The sequence below is a fragment of the Fibrobacter sp. genome (genome assembly GCF_045131395.1).
GTDB lineage: Bacteria > Fibrobacterota > Fibrobacteria > Fibrobacterales > Fibrobacteraceae > Fibrobacter.
This window is the reverse complement of sequence record NZ_JBGUQY010000032.1, coordinates 1-15,948: the sequence shown is the minus strand read 5'-3', so window position 1 is coordinate 15,948 and position 15,948 is coordinate 1. Positions and strand designations below refer to the sequence as shown.

19 protein-coding genes and 1 pseudogene are annotated in these 15,948 nt (G+C 48.1%); all 20 read left to right on the top strand.

Annotation, left to right across the window (positions count from 1 at the left end):
• Positions 1 to 9: 9 nt before the first annotated feature.
• The gene (locus tag ACJMNB_RS09075; RefSeq protein WP_405341659.1) at positions 10 to 918 is read left to right on the top strand and encodes a hypothetical protein; all 909 of its coding nucleotides are present in this window, start codon (positions 10 to 12) and stop codon (positions 916 to 918) included.
• 10 nt (positions 919 to 928) lie between these two features.
• A complete protein-coding gene (locus ACJMNB_RS09070; RefSeq protein WP_405341657.1) occupies positions 929 to 2,149 on the top strand; it encodes a hypothetical protein in 1,221 nt (406 codons plus the stop codon).
• Positions 2,150 to 2,182: 33 nt separating this feature from the next.
• A complete protein-coding gene (locus ACJMNB_RS09065; protein WP_405341655.1) occupies positions 2,183 to 2,713 on the top strand; it encodes a hypothetical protein in 531 nt (176 codons plus the stop codon).
• Entirely contained in the window at positions 2,707 to 3,090 is a 384-nt protein-coding gene (locus tag ACJMNB_RS09060; protein WP_405341653.1) for a hypothetical protein, read from the top strand. The genes ACJMNB_RS09065 and ACJMNB_RS09060 overlap by 7 nt, the downstream gene beginning before the upstream one ends.
• A complete protein-coding gene (locus ACJMNB_RS09055; RefSeq protein WP_405341651.1) occupies positions 3,087 to 3,842 on the top strand; it encodes an N-acetylmuramoyl-L-alanine amidase in 756 nt (251 codons plus the stop codon). Before ACJMNB_RS09060 ends, ACJMNB_RS09055 begins: the two co-directional genes overlap by 4 nt.
• Positions 3,843 to 3,887: 45 nt before the next feature.
• Positions 3,888 to 4,283 (top strand): hypothetical protein, encoded by a 396-nt coding sequence (locus ACJMNB_RS09050; RefSeq protein WP_405341649.1) that lies wholly within the window; start codon positions 3,888 to 3,890, stop codon positions 4,281 to 4,283.
• A gap of 214 nt (positions 4,284 to 4,497) precedes the next feature.
• Positions 4,498 to 5,043, top strand: coding sequence for a hypothetical protein (locus ACJMNB_RS09045; RefSeq protein ID WP_405341647.1), 546 nt, complete (start codon positions 4,498 to 4,500; stop codon positions 5,041 to 5,043).
• A gap of 14 nt (positions 5,044 to 5,057) precedes the next feature.
• The gene (locus ACJMNB_RS09040) at positions 5,058 to 5,552 is read left to right on the top strand and encodes a hypothetical protein (protein WP_405341645.1); all 495 of its coding nucleotides are present in this window, start codon (positions 5,058 to 5,060) and stop codon (positions 5,550 to 5,552) included.
• Complete coding sequence (locus ACJMNB_RS09035; protein WP_405341643.1) at positions 5,545 to 6,324, top strand: hypothetical protein; 780 nt, start codon at positions 5,545 to 5,547, stop codon at positions 6,322 to 6,324. The genes ACJMNB_RS09040 and ACJMNB_RS09035 overlap by 8 nt, the downstream gene beginning before the upstream one ends.
• Positions 6,281 to 6,463 (top strand): annotated as a pseudogene (locus ACJMNB_RS09030) (endonuclease); the annotation flags it as partial. The gene ACJMNB_RS09035 and the pseudogene ACJMNB_RS09030, both read left to right, overlap by 44 nt.
• Before the next feature lie 356 nt (positions 6,464 to 6,819).
• Positions 6,820 to 7,626 carry a helix-turn-helix domain-containing protein gene (locus ACJMNB_RS09025; RefSeq protein WP_405341641.1) on the top strand — a complete coding sequence of 269 codons (807 nt, stop codon included), beginning with the start codon at positions 6,820 to 6,822 and terminating at the stop codon, positions 7,624 to 7,626.
• 178 nt (positions 7,627 to 7,804) lie between these two features.
• On the top strand, positions 7,805 to 8,053 hold the full coding sequence (locus ACJMNB_RS09020; RefSeq protein WP_405341639.1) for a helix-turn-helix domain-containing protein: 249 nt from the start codon (positions 7,805 to 7,807) through the stop codon (positions 8,051 to 8,053).
• Between the two features lie 177 nt (positions 8,054 to 8,230).
• A complete protein-coding gene (locus tag ACJMNB_RS09015) occupies positions 8,231 to 8,752 on the top strand; it encodes a hypothetical protein (RefSeq protein ID WP_405341637.1) in 522 nt (173 codons plus the stop codon).
• A 113-nt stretch (positions 8,753 to 8,865) separates the two neighbouring features.
• The gene (locus tag ACJMNB_RS09010; protein WP_405341635.1) at positions 8,866 to 9,279 is read left to right on the top strand and encodes a hypothetical protein; all 414 of its coding nucleotides are present in this window, start codon (positions 8,866 to 8,868) and stop codon (positions 9,277 to 9,279) included.
• A gap of 20 nt (positions 9,280 to 9,299) precedes the next feature.
• Entirely contained in the window at positions 9,300 to 10,157 is an 858-nt protein-coding gene (locus ACJMNB_RS09005; RefSeq protein WP_405341633.1) for a PD-(D/E)XK nuclease family protein, read from the top strand.
• 28 nt (positions 10,158 to 10,185) lie between these two features.
• Positions 10,186 to 10,818: a hypothetical protein gene (locus ACJMNB_RS09000; protein WP_405341631.1), complete on the top strand. Its 633-nt coding sequence runs from the start codon at positions 10,186 to 10,188 to the stop codon at positions 10,816 to 10,818.
• A gap of 219 nt (positions 10,819 to 11,037) precedes the next feature.
• Positions 11,038 to 13,314 carry a bifunctional DNA primase/polymerase gene (locus tag ACJMNB_RS08995; protein WP_405341629.1) on the top strand — a complete coding sequence of 759 codons (2,277 nt, stop codon included), beginning with the start codon at positions 11,038 to 11,040 and terminating at the stop codon, positions 13,312 to 13,314.
• Positions 13,315 to 13,883: 569 nt separating this feature from the next.
• Entirely contained in the window at positions 13,884 to 14,318 is a 435-nt protein-coding gene (locus tag ACJMNB_RS08990; protein ID WP_405341627.1) for a hypothetical protein, read from the top strand.
• Positions 14,318 to 14,743 carry a hypothetical protein gene (locus ACJMNB_RS08985; RefSeq protein ID WP_405341625.1) on the top strand — a complete coding sequence of 142 codons (426 nt, stop codon included), beginning with the start codon at positions 14,318 to 14,320 and terminating at the stop codon, positions 14,741 to 14,743. Before ACJMNB_RS08990 ends, ACJMNB_RS08985 begins: the two co-directional genes overlap by 1 nt.
• 382 nt (positions 14,744 to 15,125) lie before the next feature.
• Positions 15,126 to 15,857 carry a hypothetical protein gene (locus ACJMNB_RS08980; protein WP_405341623.1) on the top strand — a complete coding sequence of 244 codons (732 nt, stop codon included), beginning with the start codon at positions 15,126 to 15,128 and terminating at the stop codon, positions 15,855 to 15,857.
• Positions 15,858 to 15,948 lie beyond the last annotated feature (91 nt).

Genomic DNA, 15,948 nt, shown 5'->3' with positions numbered 1-15,948 from the left:
ATAGAATCGATGGCTGAAAACACTACGGGTCTCGGCATTGCGCCGCTCACTGCGACGGGCGAGGGTGTTACGCCGCTCATGCACCGTCGCACGATTGCGGGGCGGTGGGCTAACGTCGGAATCGTAAACGGGCTTACGCTGTCTACGACGGACAGCATGGCATACAGAATCTCTGACGGCGTTGCGGTCGTATCCTCCTCCGATTTGGACGGCATGGTTGAAATGCCGATAAACGCGCAAGAAATAAAAGTATCCGCAGGCGATTCAACGTATTCGAGAATAGACGTGATCTATGCGTACCAGTCGAACACTGCAACGGATAATACTGTGCATGTCGAATGCTTAGAGGGTACTCCTGCCGCAACACCTCAACGCCCGACAGTCCCCGCAAACGGCGTAATGATCGGAGTTTTCACTTTGCCTGCGAAAGCTACGTCTACGAAAGCGGCGAAGTTCGCATATTACGGGGTTAAAGCGTGCTTGCGCGGCGCAAGCCTCGGCATGCTTGGCAGGAATTGGGAGAAGCGCGACGGAGACTACGGCGGCGGGATACGTGAATGGTATTACGAGTTGCCTGTATCGTTTACAGTAGGTTGCGAACACCTTGTGATGGCGCAGTTTGAAATGACTGCGAATGCTTGGAACGGAAGTTATAACACTCAGCTTGTATCGTTTCAACTGGACGGACAGGAGGTTGAAGCGAGCGCGTCCGAACGGCGGTTCGGGACGGATTGGGAGGACTGGTCGCCTTTCAAAATATTTAAAGTTTCTAAAGGCTACCATACAGTGAGGATTCGGATCGGGTGTACGAATAAAGAAAAAGACGACACGGGCATTTCATATCACTATAATAACGGTTCTGATCCGTTCACTTATAAAGGTTACTGTTTGACAGTGTGGGATCTCGGCGCAGTATAAGGAGTCACTGATGGCTTGGCATGTTTGGCTTTTCGACGGACTGACCGGGGTTTTAGACCGTGAAATCAATATCGGTTCTTTCTCGTGGAAGGTTACAGTTTCCGACTCGTCTTTCGACACTGCGAAAGACAGGAATGTCGGGAAAGACGAGTTTGGCGGCGTAAGCCTGCCGTGGGAGGTTTTCGGCAATGTTACGGAAACGGAACGGCGAGACCTTATAGCACCTTATCGACGCGGATTGTGTTTGATGTGGGAGGACAACCGCAAACGCTTATTTCCGATCGTTGCCGGCATTATTTCGAGCTTGTCTGAGAAAAGAACGGAAGCTCAAATCAGTTTAGATTCGCCTTTGGCTGTTCTCTCTCGGCGTTATATGGTTCACGATAATGATTTTGGTACGAATCCTGAACACACTGCGCCTGGTGTTTTCGAATATAAAGGCTTGTCGCTCCGGGCTATCGCCTGCCGTGTGATAGACGTTTGTACGAATCGCCGCAAGAACGGGCGTCTGCCGTTAGACCTGCCGTACTTGCGTGAGCGGGGGTCGCACGAGCGAACATACAAGGATAACGATATACAAAATCTTTCTTGTGCAGATATTCTCAAGAAGATTGCGAATGTTCAAGACGGGGTGGACATGCAGTTCAGACCCGTTTACGATGAATCGTCACGCCGCATTTTCTGGCGTTTTGTCGCCGGGGATGATGTGAACAAGACTATCAGCACAACAAACACGCATTATTTTATTAATTCGCAACGGCTTCAAACGCTCCAAGATATAACGATAGATCATTCGAATCATTGTAACCGAATCTATTCTGTTGGAGCGACACCCGAAGACCAAGAATTGTCGACAGTAGCAATGGTCGAGAATATGAGCATGTGCGAGAGCGCGAATCCGTATATTATGACGGAAGCGTGCATTTCGGATTCTGAAACAGAAAATTACGACCTGTTGCGAGGTCATGCTTTGAACTTGCTTAACGTTCAAGCGCGGCCGCTGATTCAAATAAAAGGCTCTTTCAATTTGTCGGATATTTCGGACGCGACTGGTGAACCAGTTTACAATATCGGAAAAATTTTTGCGGGAGAACGCGCCGACGTTCTCATAAAAAACTTTCCAACAATACGCGAACGATTGTTCGAATGCCGTATTATGGAATTGTCCGGCAACAATTCCGATACGGTGAATATTGTGTTCGATGTTATGCCCGACCCGTTTTTCGAATAACACATTATATATATAGTATGGTGAAAAAATATTATGCTCCACTATAAGCTGAAACCTGAACCCGATGAACTGCCGTATATTGCCGCTCAAACAGCTTTTGAACGAGCGACGGCGGCTGAAAACGCTTTACGCAAAACCGTTGCCGCGGTTTCACGGCAAAACGCGCAAACATTACGGCAGATAGTATTACAGCCAAGCCTAGAACCTGTTCTTACAGGAGCAGACAGCAAAAATGGGGAAGAATGGTATGAAACAGGCTTCTGCGCGCTCACAGATTCAGAAAGCGCAGTATCAGGTTCAGCCTGTTACAGTCTCCCTGAGAGCGGTCCGGCAATATTGGAGCTTGTGAATGCGCGAGGTGAAATTCGCAGAATCAGGCTTGGAGAATCCGGCAAAGGAGAACGAGTCGAACGCGCTTTTTTTACTACGCTCACGGTTAAAAAAGGGTATAATAATATAAAGCTTCGCATTGTCTGCGGCGAAGGGGAAAACGTCAAACAAAGCGCAGAGAATCCGGGTTTTGTTCTATCTGTTTGCGGAATCGGAGTGTGTAAGAAATGCTAGATTTTTTCTGTTACCTGATGAGTTCAGGCACTTTTAGTGCGTTGATTGCTGGACTGTTGAACAGGCGAACCGAAAAACGCACGAAAACTCGCATTGAAAACACGGCAGTAACCGCTTCGAACGATACGGAGAAATATGCGGAAGGTTTGCGCAAGCTATTGTATTTGAATATTGAGCAAATATACGAAAAATCAAGCTTTGTCGGGTACTGTGCGGCACACAGTTTGAGAGAAGCCGAAGAACTGTATTCGCTTTACAAGAACCTCGGAGGCAACGGGATGTGCGAAACGTTTATCCGCCGCATACGAAAAATGCCTAGCCGTGAAGAGTATGATCGGGGGAACGCCTCACAGAAAGAGGAGGTGGACGAAAAATGACAAGCACAAGCTTGCCGCACGCAAACGTGTTCACTCCAAACCATTACAACGGGCGTAACGGCTACACGGTAGACCACATTACCTTGCACATTATGGTCGGCACGCTGTCCGGCACGGACACGGTTTTTATGAACCCGAACTACCGTGCAAGTTCGCACTACGGGATTGGAGGCAACGGCGACATCCACCAGTATGTTGACGAGGACAACGGGTCGTGGGCTGACGGAGACATGGCTTCCGATTGTTCGGGAATCACAATCGAACACGAAGGCGGAAGCCCGTCCATCCGATGTACGGACGCGTGCGTGGAAGCGTCAGCACAACTTTGCGCTGATATTTCACGCAGATATAATTTAGGCTTTTTGAAACACGACGGGTTGAACGGGAATGTGTACCTGCACCGTGAAGTCCCCGGCACAGACCATGCAGGCTGTCCCGACCTTGCTCCAAACGGATTGCCGGTGGACAGGGTTTTGGCGCGTGCAAACGAGATTTTGACTGGACAAGAAATAAAACCTATCAAGGAGGAAGATATGCCATTGAACGCTTTTGTCCGTCTCGGAGACGAGCCGGGAATATGCTATTTTGACGGGTGCGGTCTTCGGTCTGTCGACCATCCTGACGAGATGGAAGCAATAAACATTATTGCGCGTGAGACAGAAGGGAAAGATTTGCCTTTGGTTGGCGTTGGAACTGCTGAAGCTCCATATCATGCAAGGCTTCTCGCTCTACTCCAGCGTGAATACCGTTAACGTTTTTCTGCCGGTTAAAAAATTTTTTGGGAAGGAGTATACAAAATGGCGGACGTTTTAGACAAAGTGATTACTTTAGGCTCGGTTGTCGGCGGCGATGGCGGAGGCAAACCTGGACGCGACGGGTTCAGTCCGATTACAAAACTTGAAGACCTCGGAGAGTCCGTACGTTTCACGGTTACGGACGCTACGCACTCTGATTCCGTCGAAATCGCTAAAGGGAAAAACGGCGAAAAAGGCGAAAAAGGCGATAAAGGAGATAAAGGCGACAAGGGCGACAAGGGCGATAAAGGCGATAAAGGAGATAAGGGCGATAAAGGCGAAAAGGGAACTCAGCTGACTGTCGAAAAAAAAACGGACAGTCTCACAATCAGAACTTCTGACGGTTTAACAGCCGTAATCCCTTTTCCTTCCTATGTCGCAGATCTGATAATAAGCTAAAACAATACACATAAAAAACTGGAAAGGAACGCGAATGTCCGTACCCTTGAAATGGTCTTATAAAACAGGTATTGAAACCGATTGGTGTAAAAGCACGGCTGACCAGAAGGCAAGAATGAAAGCCGTCAACAAGATTTTCAGTGAGTCGATCGGACAGAATTGTGTTGTCCTTGTCAACGATGAGAGCGACGACAAAGACGGAAGCAGAGTACGCGTGCTCATTGACAGCGGCGACTGGAAAGGCGAATACCTTCTAAGCCTGCCGAAGCAAAACGCCGACGATTCAGTAGACTTCCACTTGTGTGCATATTGGAAGAATGACGTGTTTTTTCTGACGACCGACGCTACCGCAACAGCGTGGGATGGCGGCAATCGCGATGTCAGAAATTCCAGGCTCAGCGCGCACATGCTTATGTACGCTTGCAAAATCGTCGAATATAACGGGACAGTAAACATTTACTATATTTCACCAATGTTGAACAGCGCTAAAACAGAAACACGTCTGCTTGACGTTTTCCCGATGTTGGACAGGCCGCTCCATTACAGCAGTGAGGTTCATCCATCGTACCGTTCGATAATGCCGGCATACCCGATCCCGGCCGAAGTGACCTATTACGGGAATATGCCGAACCACATGCCCGGCGTATTCTATTCGCCCGAAGGCGAGATCGGAGAAGACAAAAACTACAGTATCACGATTAACGGGCGAAGCATAAGAATGTATCCGACAGGTTCGGTTTTCTTTCTTGTTGACGAATAGAAACGGAGGAGCATATGAGTAACATCGAAAATAAGGTAATTAATGTTGGACGTATTGTCGGCGGAGACGGAGGCAAGGACGGTAAAGACGGGTTCAGTCCGATTACAAAGCTTGAAGACATCGGAGATTCTGTGCGTTTTACTGTGACGGACGCTACCCACTCTGATTCCGTCGAAATCGCTAAAGGCAAGAACGGCGAAAAAGGCGACAAGGGCGACAAGGGAGACAAGGGAGACAAAGGCGAAAACGGCGAAAAAGGAGAAAACGGCGAAAAAGGCGAAAAAGGCGAAAAAGGCGAAAAAGGAGAAGACGGGTTCAGCCCCGTTATTACGGTGGACACTGACGGCCGCAAGTGCATTATTCACGTTCAGAATAAAGACTCGGAGCAGACAACCGTTATACCGATTTATGAAACGCCGGATTTTGACCCGGTCACGATTATAGATCCGGCGCACGATTCTATGCGCGAAAGCGACACAGTTACCATCAAGGAGAAGCAGAATGGCTGAATGGACTCGCGTCACAGGAACGCTTACGGCGTGGAATGAAGAAAACGCTCCGGCAGAAGATCTTCTTGCCGCAGTGCAGGAAGTCCTACCGACGGATGTTTGTCCGACGTGGTTTAATAGAGATAATATCAGTATTTGGTATGTGAAAACCAGAGAATTTGGACAACATAATGGTTTTTGGAATTTTAGTTTGCCTACGGTAAAAACCTCGGAAGTACCCGGAAGCGAGAGCTTGAGCGTTCATCTTGTTTCCTACGTGCGCGATAATGCGGTGTTCATCGGCACGGACGCTGACTCGTATGTTTTGGATACTCACAAGCCTTACGAACCAGCTCCGGATCATAAACTTGACAGCTGGAATACTCTCCTTAATTCGCACTGCATAGCCTATATTGAAGGATTCAAAAGCGAAGCGGCGAATGGGCTGTTAACGGCTGCTTATATAGGTCGAGAGCATGGAAAGATTCAGTTTAAAAAACTGTATAATAACGTTATATCGTTTTACAGTCCGCATGTGACCTGCAAAGAACCGCAACGTAGTCTTAGTTTATATCCTCCGGCATGCAAATGGGAGGAAGGATATGGAGTAAGACATGTGTTCAAACCAAGATATTTGGCTATAGCACCAGGCTACGATTACCACTTTTACGGGCCTTACACGTACAGGAGCGTAAACACTCCAAACAAGGTCTACACGCAAACGCACGGCTGTTTCTTCCTGGTAGGGGATGCCGAAGACTATGCGCCGCAAACCGAACCCGCGCAGAATTAACGCGTCTCGGCGCAACGAAGTGTGCAAGCGGGTTCTTGCGGCTTACGACCGTTGTTATTTGTGCGGCAAGCCGGTTGATAAGACGCTTAAGAACCCGCATCCGCTTGCGCCGCAGGTAGACGAGATTATTCCTGTATCTTTTGGCGGTTCGCCATACGATTTTTCGAATTGCCGGCTTGCGCACCGGCAATGCAATATTTATCGTTCTAACCATTCGGTGGAATGGGCGCAGGCACGCTTGCAGGGCGTAAGACAAGAGCGGGCCGCTCTTCTGCCCGTAATCGCTTCAGATTTCTAGCCTTTTTGCCGAATATCGGACGCAATGACGCGCAACACGCCGAAGAATTTTTTAGTCTTAAATTTTTGAGCATGCTTCAATGTCTTATTTTCCAAATAGTTCAGTTCATGCGGTGCATAGAAACGACGCGCACGGTGTTTTGAATAATGCTACAATATTAGTAGTATATGTTACGCATGAAAAGGAGATCGGAAAAAATGGCAATAAGCAAAGCCGAAACAAAATACATTCGCGAAAGAACAGGAACAGCACAAGACGAACTCGCAGAATTATTCGGCATGAAATCCGTTTCACGAATACAGAGAATAGAAAACCCAAATACGCTCGAAACGCCTACAGAACAGCAAAAAGAAATATGCAGAGAACTTTTTAAAGCTCATATAAGCGGAACGCAGACAGGCAGAACGGGCTTTTACTCGAGTAAAAAAGATTACGAGAAAACAGAACCTCTCGCCCTCGCCGCAAGAGGTCAGCTAAACGCGCAGGCAGAAGAATTTGCGCTCCTTAAAATCATGAAAGGTGAAGATCCGGAAGACTTTTATATCGGGCATAGAAAAAGCGATGAGAATATGAGGAGAGCAAAATTAAAACGGCTCAGAAACAATTTGAAAATGACTTCATCCGACTGCGCAAAGCTTGTCGGATTAAAACCACGCTCTATCCTCATTTACGAAACAGCGGACGGCAGATCGGTTCCGTCCGACGAACAGCTGGACAAAATGGATGCAATGCTTAAACAGGTTATAGAATATTGCCGTAATTTGTCGCAACATATCGACGACGAGACTGTAGCGGTGCGCAGTTACAGAGACGAAGCTCATTACAAAAAATATAATTTAGAGTCGAATTCTCCGTTTTGGCTTCATTCCGCAAAAATAAATATTCTTGAATTGTTCGAGGAGCAGAAAAAAGATTGTAAAACAGGAACGGTGATAAGAATGTTTTATCCGGAAGAAGTTCCCGAAGAAAAAGAGGATTTGAAGTGGATTCCGCTTTTAGTTTAGTGTAGAATAGGTTTTGCGCAAAACATCCTTAAAATGTTAAAACCCCCTTTTTTAGGGGGTTTTATTTTTTTTTGTTGAGGGATACTTTGGATTTTAATTTCTAATTTTTTTCTAAATATAAAATATTTTTTTCGTTTTTGACTTGACTTTATCAATTTTGAATACTATCATATTAAATATGAAAAGTTACAGAACAGGAAACATTATAAAACAGCTCAGACGAGAAACAAGAGCAGAACAATTGACCATACAAGAGCAAGCCGAAAATATAGGCGTATCAACATCTACGCTGTATCGCAGATACAAAACAGGCACTCTGTTATTAAGCGATTTTATATTGCTTTGCCAAAAATTAAACATTTCGCCAACCAAAATAATCGAAAAAGCAGAAAAGAGTGCCAAGAAAAATGGAATCTCGCACAGATAACAGCAGAACAGAAAGAAACGTTTCAGCGAAACGCGAAGCCCCCGAAGTTTACGAACGCCGTCAGGACAGCGTGCTGGCCGCAACAGGACTAGGCATAATGTGCAATTCATGCGCATTTTATGCGCTTTTTGATGTTATGCCTCAGAATATAGCGTTCGCGCTTTTCAATTTCGGAGCATGGCCGACAGCATTCGCAATTTATCGAACTTGGCGGCGTTGGAAAGAACAGGACATCAAACAGGGAGAACAGGACAAGAACAGCTCCGAATCTTTCGACGAGGAGAGGATGTTGGAATTTTGAGCAGACAGAAGCAGAAAGGCACGGCGTTTGAGAGCGCGGTAGTCAAATATCTTCAAGCCGTTTCAAACGATACGGAGGGAACGATCCGCCGCGAGGTTTTGCACGGCAAAACCGACGAAGGAGATATTAAAGGGCTTAAAGTCAACGGCAAGCCTGCAATATTGGAGTGCAAGAATTATTCAAACTATGCGGGGCATTTGTCCGACTGGCTCGAACAGGCGTTAAACGAAGCGGGCAATGCGGATGCGGATTATGCTTTCGTGGTTTTTAAACGCCGCGGAAGCGGATTATCGACGCTTGAAAGTATCGGAGACCAGTATGTTTTGACGGATTTGCGCACGCTTGCAAAGATTGCGAATCTTGGCATTCTTGCGCCCGTGGAACGTTTCAAAGACTAGAATTTTAGAAAATTTGCAAAAAGTTTTGCCCGTGAACCGTTACATCTTTTGATATAACGTTACGCGCGGCATTTGGCAACGCTCAAAACCAATAGAAGAAAGGAAAACCAAAAGTGAGCAACAAAATAGAAACCGCAGAAAAAACAGCAGACAAACAGATAAAAGAACGGATTCGCAATGAGCAGATTGAAAAACTGGCAGGCGTGATTCTTGAAAACAAGAAACGTGCAGAGGAGTGCGCAGAAAAAATCAAGACTGCTCAGCAGGAAATATTGAAGCTTTTGGACGGCGTCATAAAACCCGTTGACACGCCGACAGCGTACGTGAGCGTGCGCAAAGGGGCAAAACGTTTGAATGCTAAGAAAGCGGAAGCGTTGTATACGCCCGAAAAACGTCCGGAATTGTACAAGATTGTGCCTGACGCGGCGGCGTTCAAGATTCTTCTGTCTGACGAGGAAAAAAAGGAAGTGTACACAGAGTCCGAACCGGTCGTAACCGTGACCGCGAAAACCGGAAAAACCGCGTAACCAAAGGGGATAATAATCTAATGGAACATTCGGAACTTTTAAAAAAGGTGGCGGCCGCCAAAAATCTGCCGCACGTCGGTAAAACAGAAGAATCCGCGCGCGCATGGAACGAATACAAGCGGATTATTGAAAACAATATTATAAACCGTCCGCGCGCCCAACAGCGCGAAATCGGGGCAAGCGAGCTGGGAACGGACTGTCTGCGCTGTCTTGCTAAAAGGCTTCTCGGCTACGAGCGAGGACAGTCTGCGGCTTGGCTTCCCGAAATCGGGACGGCGGTTCACGCTGAACTTGAAAAAACGTTCAACAACGCAGACCCCGAATACAAGAGATTCTATACGGAGCGTGAGCTGTATATCGGGCATTTGAGCATGCCTGACGGGTCTAAAATGCGTGTCGGAGGTCATGCGGACTTGTACGACCGTGAGACCTGCACGGTAGTCGATTGGAAGGTTGTCGGCGAGTACACGCGCAGGAAAGTGCAGTTTAAAGGCATTTCACAACAATATAAAGTCCAAATAAATCTTTATGCGGCCGCTCTTCAAAACGAGGGGGAAGCCGTGACGCGCTGTGCCGTCTATTTTCTGCCGCGCGACGCGGCAACGTTGGAAGCCGCGCAAGTTTACGAAGCGCGACCCGACCGCAATATCGCGGTTTGGTCGTTTGATCGGGCTCAGACAATGCTCGACTGTTTCGCGCTCGTCAAAAACGAGCATGGCGAAACAACCTTGTCGGATTGGATAGAGTGTCTGCCGAAAGCCGATTGTTTTCAATGCCCGTCTTATGCTCCGCGCCCGTTCGTGGACGCGTCGAAACTGCCGGCGCAATGTTTCGAGCTGGAAAAGAATTTCAGAGCCGAATACGCTCCTGGAAATTAGAAAAAAATTAGAGAAAGGAAAAAATAATATGTCCGAAGAAAATACAGGATTCGGAGTGGACACGGACAAGAGCTTATCCGATATTCTCGGCGGCGGCGGCGACGTTTCCCCGTTTTTTACAGGCGAAAGCGTCCCCGGCGATGAGGTTTCGGGCAAGATTAGGAGCGTTAAAGTGTTTCAGCCGTACGTTTACGGTACGCAGACCCCGGCAACGTTTCAGAAGTCGGGCAAGCCTAAATTCAAGGCTGTATTCGAGATTGAGAATGAGAACGGAGTTTTTTCTGTTTTTGTGAATCTTTGGGGTTTGCAGAGGGACGCGCTGACATCAGCGAAAAACCGTTTCGGGCGTTTTCCGGCGGAGGGCGATTTTATGCGCGCAAAGTTTGCAGAATACGTGCCACAGAAAAACGGGCTTAACCCTGCGAAAAAATACGAATACGAGTTTAGTATAGGGTCTGCGGCTGAAAACGCGCCAGCGGCGGAGAAAAAGCCCGAAATAGGCGCGGAGGGTGTTTCTGATTCGCGCAAACAGAAAATTATTAAACTCTCAAAGCTGGATTGGAGTTTGGCTGAAATCGCGGACATGACGCACAGCACCAAAGAGCAGGTGCGTGAGGTTCTGTCGGAGGATTCACAGTCTGAACCTGCTCCGGAGTTCTAAGTTGAAGAAATTTGTAACGCGTGTAACGCGCGCACGCGCGTATATATATATAGTCTCAAAACCTAAAAATATTTATATATAGAATAGGCGTTACAGACGTTACATGCGTTACATCCCTTTATTTTCAAGGGGTTAGAGTGTTACGCCTAAAAACTTTTAAGCGTTACAATACTGTTTTTAGGCGTAACAATTGTAAGATCTGCGGAGGGGGCTACAAAGATGAATGCTCAAGATTACTACGTTTTCGACAATGTGCCGAATGCGAACAAGTACGTTCAAACTGTATACAATAGGCTTGTTTTGGATACGACTGGCGAAGACTTCGACTTCTACGACAGGTACGCGCGTTGCGTCAAATGCCCGCAATTCAAAGACGGCAAGAATCGCGACCTCGGCTTAATACTGCCCGTGGAATGCTGTCGAATTCTGTGGGATTTAAAACTTGGAGCGTTCTGCGTGTCCGAAGACGAGCAAGAACTTTGGGTGCGTGAAGTTGACGGAATGCGCGGCCGCAAGCTCGAATCTTGGAAACGTTGCGAGGACGTATGCAGTGTTTACAATGTGCCTAAACAGCAGAGCAATGAAGCATGGCATAACCAAATTGTAAGAGAGTGTTTAAAACAGCCTGAACGGATGATTCGAGGTGTCAAATTCAAGTATCATGCGTTCATGTTTGACCGCGGTCGTGTCCGTCTGTTGAACGTTGAAGACCCAAGATTCAACAATCCTTTCGAATTGACGATTGATGCGGACTTGGACGAGTTGAACGTTGACGAGGCTAGAAGCTTGCTGGCAGAATGCTGTGCGGATTCTGCGAGCGAGTCGAATCTTCGCCGAATGTTCGCCTGTCCGTTCTTGGAAGAATACAAGCATTTTTCTTTTATTTTGAGCGGGAACGGCGGCAACGGAAAGGGGATTATTCTCAACGCATTGTCAAACGCGTTTAGCGACACGTGCAGGAGCGTTGACGCTTCACGTCTTCTCGGAGGACGCCAAGGCAACACTGCCAGTTTTCCTGCGGAGCAGGAAGCGGCAAGAACCCGAGGAGCGTTCTGGATTTACGATGAGGACGCAGACGAGATCGGACTGCGTCAAATGTCTGTCCTAAAAAAAATCAGCACGGGCGACACGCTCACGTCACGTGAAATCGGGCGCAACGCCGTAGCTTTCAAAAACCGTGCAACCTTGATTATCGCGACGAACGACGATGTTGTAACAAGCCTTAACGCGGCTTCAGACAGGCGTATTGTCCGCGTCCGAATGAGAGACGGGCGCAAGGCGGAAGAGTTCGAGCCGCTGATACGGTTCACGCGCAGAAAAGAGGGAGCGTACGCGTTTATTGCTCTGTCGTGTTTCGAATGGTTGCGCAACGGGCAGGAAGCCATGCAAGTGTCCGCTTCGAACGCCGTATTAACGGAAGCCGAAGAATGGATAGCTGATGAGATTAACGAGAACGGGTACGCGTTCAACAGGTTTAACCCGTTTAAGCCGAAAAATCACGAAACGCGCACGGCGTGCGCGAAAATGGGTCTTAAAAGCGTTGTCCGACGGATTGACGGTCAGCCGTGCAGAGTGCTTGTAGTGTGCGACGAACACAGGTTTGCTCCGTACCGGGAGCAGTCGCAGACAGTCGAAGCGGAGAATATAAACGCTGTCGCGTTGCCTGAACCGATTGAGAATGTTGCCCCGTCCGATTTAAAACAAATGTTTGAATGCTCGTTTGTGCCGTGCGGCCGCGACAAGGTCGCCCGAAACTGGAAGCAGAACTCGGAAAACGGGGGATTGTCCGAAATCCCCGGAGACGGGACACCGTACGGCGTAGTTCCCGGCGACGGTTTCTGCGTTATTGACTGTGACGCTCCGAAAAACAGCGGCGAGTGCGACGGGTTTACCGCTCTCAGCCGTCAGGTCGGCGAATACGGGAGCGACGCTTTGCCTGAAACTTGGGCGGTGAGAACGCCAAGCGGCGGCTTGCACTTGTACTACAAGATTCCTCAGTCTTTGTGCGGCAAGCTTAAGAACTGCGTGCGCGCTGGAGGACTGCCCGTCGATATTCGGTGTGAGGGGAAAGGCTACACGGTCGGAGCGGGAAGCGTGACGGACAAAGGCGAATACAGGCTTTGCGGTTTGCCCGCTTCGGACACTGTGCCGGAAATGTCTCCGCAACTGTGCGACTGGCTGAAAATCGGAGGAGCAGTCGAAACCGTGAAGCCGCGCACACCGCAAAACACGCGGGATTTGAGCGAACCTCGCTCAACTTTCAGCGGCGGCGAACATGGCGGGACGCCCGACCTGTCTCCCGTACCCGAAGGACAGCGCAACAGCACTCTCTACTCGTGGACAGTCGGACGACTGTTACATTATCCGCAAAACGCTCCGCAGATTCGAGAAGATTTGAAGACGCGAGGGCAAATTTCGGGATTATCAGAGCATGAGTGTGACACGATTTGGAATAGTGCAAGCAAGCACGCTTTAACGTTTAACGGCAAACAATAGGAAAGAACGGAGGTATTTGAAGGTATGTCTGTTAAGCCGAAATGGGTGTCGCAATACTTGGACGAGACCGCTCGAAAATGGCTTATAAAACCTCGACGTTGCGGCAAATGCCGAGCATGGTGTTTGTGCGTGCGACTCTGCGACGAGTACGGGGACACTCTCGAAGAATTGTTCGACCCCGAAGTCTTAACAACCCCTCGGGAGATTGCCACGGCGAGAGTTTTAGAACGCACGATTGTTGCCGCAGAAGTCGCCCCGGGCAAGCCTTTGACCGTGCTCACCCGTTTCAGAGAAACCATAAAACCGCCGTCTAACGCGGTCGCGTTCGCCGCGCACGACTGCGGGAAGGCGCGTATCGGGAGCGGAACGCCGCCGAAACAGCCAAAATGGTGGGAGCTGAAAGGATACGAGCATAAGAAAGATGTTAAACGTCCTGCGCGTTCTGCGAGTGCGAAACCGCGCAAACAGGGTATCGCAACCCCGGGGACACGGCAAGGAGCAGACCCTTGGAGCGCGGACGCGGGAAACGAGGAAAACGCGAAAAACGTGGAGTGGGGAGGAATGTTCGAATGAACATCAGCCGAAAATACAACATTATATCGGGCGATTTTGCCGCCGTGGACGAGGACAAGTCGAGAATCGCCGATTTTCAAGACGCGAGAACTGTACTGATGGTCGGTTTGAAGATTGACAGCGGAGAAGCCGTCCTATACGCCGAATGCTTGAACAAGCCGCTGACCGTGCGCGAACGCTTAAACTTGCCCGTCTCCAGGTTTATATGGATGTGCGCGGAAGCCGCAACAGCAGACACAGCCATCAGCCTTTACGAGAGCGGACTGGCCGAACAGTTCGAAAAAGCCGCAGAAGCTGACCCCGAAAAATTTTTCGAAGAAAACGGGCAACTGCTTCAAAACCGTATTACGCTTGCGAAAAACGTGTGCGAAACCGTACGAAGCCTTGCAGAAAACCAAACACAGAAAAAACGAGCGAGAAGGGGCAAATAATGTCGAACGTTCAAAAATACGACAGCTACACGTGCACTGTCAAAGAATTTAAAGATTTAGACCCCAAAAATATTAAGATTATTGATTTTATCGACCGCAGAAACGTTTATGCGACTGTTAGAGATGAGGAAGGTAATATTTGTCTTATCCGATATGAACTGAAAACGGCTTTGACGGCTAAAGACATGCTCTTGTTGCCTGCTTGGCGTCCGCTTCTGGCTGTGTTCAGTGTGAGAGCCGAAGCGTTGAACGAACAGCAGAAAGAAGAAGCGTTCAGGCTGTTTTATTCTGCGATAGAACGCAACCGCTCCATATTTTTTAAAAAGAAGGGCGGACTGCTCCCTTGCGTGTTCGCTTTGTCTGACGCGGCCGCAGTTTACGCCGAAAGAGCGTGCCGTGAAGCGGTTCAGACTCTGCGGGGCTGACCTTTCGCCCTCTGTCTCGTTTCTCTTTTCAGTTTTCAATGTCGGGGAGGTTTGCCGCGCCTTTGAGAGAGCGGCGCGGCAAACCTCGTTCTTGCCCGCTTTGGGGCGTGCGTGCTGATTCTGCCGTACCGTCCGAAAGTTCGGGGGTTTTGCCTTGCCGCAGTTCTGCGGTTTGGCGGGCGAGTCAACTCTGTTCAATTTTCGGATTTTTCGGTGCGGCGGCTTTTTCAGCTGCGCGGTGCAATTGCTAATATACAGTATACACGACTAAATACATAATTGTCAATCCTCGGCGTGTCGTGTTAAAACCCTTGATATTACTTGTGACACGCCGAACCTTGACAACTAATTATAAAGACGTGTACAATGTATATTGTTGATGTTGAACAACACCAACAAAACGCAACGAAAGGAAAATAAAATGAAAGAGTACACAATAGTCATGATCGGTGAAGGTGGAGATTTAGCTACCAACGATTTCGAAGCTGTTGAAAAGATTTTCTACTTTGAAAACCGCGACTTCCTCGAAGAAGAATTTGAAAGACTTATCAGCCACGGACCTATATGGGCCGAATACAGACTCACAGCTGTTAAAGATTTGAAGGAACGCAGTGGGGGCAAAAGAAGAGTCGCGTCGCAATATATAAGGTCTGAATATGAGAGCGGAGAATGGGAATCAGTACACTTTTATGCCGTCGAATTCGAAGGAGAAAAAGCACCTGACGACCAATATTATATCGACTTTGTATCGGGATATTTGGACATGTATATAGACGAATTGGATGAGGAAGACAAGCCAGAAGGCAAGATTACTGTTACTGCCAGCAGTAAAGAAGCTCCCGGTTTTACCGATTTTAAAAAAGTTTTTGACCGCAAAAAAAATGACTATTATAGTCCCACTCTCCAACATGCGATTGAGTTCTATCAAGAGCACCGCCTGTTCAGCGAATCTATAATGGATAACATCGACAACAGTACGGACGAATTGACCGATTCAGAAATCGACTACGAGTGCTGTCCTTCTGATTATCATTTCTGCGATTTTGTAGACGAGGAAGGCAAGATAATCGCAGAAAAGTTGGAAGCTGTAAAGGCTGAACAAGGTTTGGACTGACTCTGATTGATTTGAAGCGCGGCTTCGGTCGCGCTTCTTATTTTATTTTTTTTTTTTTTTTATTTTATTTTCTTTCTTCTTTTTTTTTTTT

Coding starts and splice junctions, on each gene's coding strand:
- ACJMNB_RS09075 (WP_405341659.1), top strand. CDS start 10: ATGGCTGAAAACACTACGGGTCTCGGCATTGCGCCGCTCACTGCGACG.
- ACJMNB_RS09070 (WP_405341657.1), top strand. CDS start 929: ATGGCTTGGCATGTTTGGCTTTTCGACGGACTGACCGGGGTTTTAGAC.
- ACJMNB_RS09065 (WP_405341655.1), top strand. CDS start 2,183: ATGCTCCACTATAAGCTGAAACCTGAACCCGATGAACTGCCGTATATT.
- ACJMNB_RS09060 (WP_405341653.1), top strand. CDS start 2,707: ATGCTAGATTTTTTCTGTTACCTGATGAGTTCAGGCACTTTTAGTGCG.
- ACJMNB_RS09055 (WP_405341651.1), top strand. CDS start 3,087: ATGACAAGCACAAGCTTGCCGCACGCAAACGTGTTCACTCCAAACCAT.
- ACJMNB_RS09050 (WP_405341649.1), top strand. CDS start 3,888: ATGGCGGACGTTTTAGACAAAGTGATTACTTTAGGCTCGGTTGTCGGC.
- ACJMNB_RS09040 (WP_405341645.1), top strand. CDS start 5,058: ATGAGTAACATCGAAAATAAGGTAATTAATGTTGGACGTATTGTCGGC.
- ACJMNB_RS09035 (WP_405341643.1), top strand. CDS start 5,545: ATGGCTGAATGGACTCGCGTCACAGGAACGCTTACGGCGTGGAATGAA.
- ACJMNB_RS09025 (WP_405341641.1), top strand. CDS start 6,820: ATGGCAATAAGCAAAGCCGAAACAAAATACATTCGCGAAAGAACAGGA.
- ACJMNB_RS09020 (WP_405341639.1), top strand. CDS start 7,805: ATGAAAAGTTACAGAACAGGAAACATTATAAAACAGCTCAGACGAGAA.
- ACJMNB_RS09015 (WP_405341637.1), top strand. CDS start 8,231: ATGGCCGACAGCATTCGCAATTTATCGAACTTGGCGGCGTTGGAAAGA.
- ACJMNB_RS09005 (WP_405341633.1), top strand. CDS start 9,300: ATGGAACATTCGGAACTTTTAAAAAAGGTGGCGGCCGCCAAAAATCTG.
- ACJMNB_RS09000 (WP_405341631.1), top strand. CDS start 10,186: ATGTCCGAAGAAAATACAGGATTCGGAGTGGACACGGACAAGAGCTTA.
- ACJMNB_RS08995 (WP_405341629.1), top strand. CDS start 11,038: ATGAATGCTCAAGATTACTACGTTTTCGACAATGTGCCGAATGCGAAC.
- ACJMNB_RS08990 (WP_405341627.1), top strand. CDS start 13,884: ATGAACATCAGCCGAAAATACAACATTATATCGGGCGATTTTGCCGCC.
- ACJMNB_RS08985 (WP_405341625.1), top strand. CDS start 14,318: ATGTCGAACGTTCAAAAATACGACAGCTACACGTGCACTGTCAAAGAA.